Raw genomic sequence first — 245 nt, 5'->3', positions numbered from 1 at the left:
GCGGGATAGTGTTCAGTTGTCCCGATCATTGTTGTTGTGCTCCTGAATGGTAGGAAGTGCAGCGTTCATTCAGGTAATTGCAGGGGATGTGCCAACCCTGTGTTGCAGGTAATTCCATATCTTTCAATGGCTTGCAAATGGTTGGTTTTTTCGGTGCATGCAGATTGCATGATCAGGGGCAAAACAGGCGGGCGTAATGCATTGAAACAATTTGCCCGGAGCAGGCGCAGGTAAAAAAAACGGGA

The 245-nt window shown here is 48.2% G+C and carries 1 protein-coding gene; it reads right to left on the bottom strand.

Annotation, left to right across the window (positions count from 1 at the left end):
• Positions 1-65: 65 nt before the first annotated feature.
• A partial coding sequence (locus GHO25_RS26410) for a hypothetical protein (protein ID WP_218581106.1) occupies positions 66-245 on the bottom strand: 180 nt, incomplete at its 5' end.

Origin of the sequence: Pseudomonas sp. FSL R10-1350, assembly GCF_009600525.1 — a bacterium.
GTDB classification, from domain to species: Bacteria; Pseudomonadota; Gammaproteobacteria; order Pseudomonadales; family Pseudomonadaceae; genus Aquipseudomonas; species Aquipseudomonas helleri.
The sequence above is the reverse complement of the archived record's forward strand: the minus strand, read 5'-3'. Positions and strand labels throughout refer to the sequence as shown.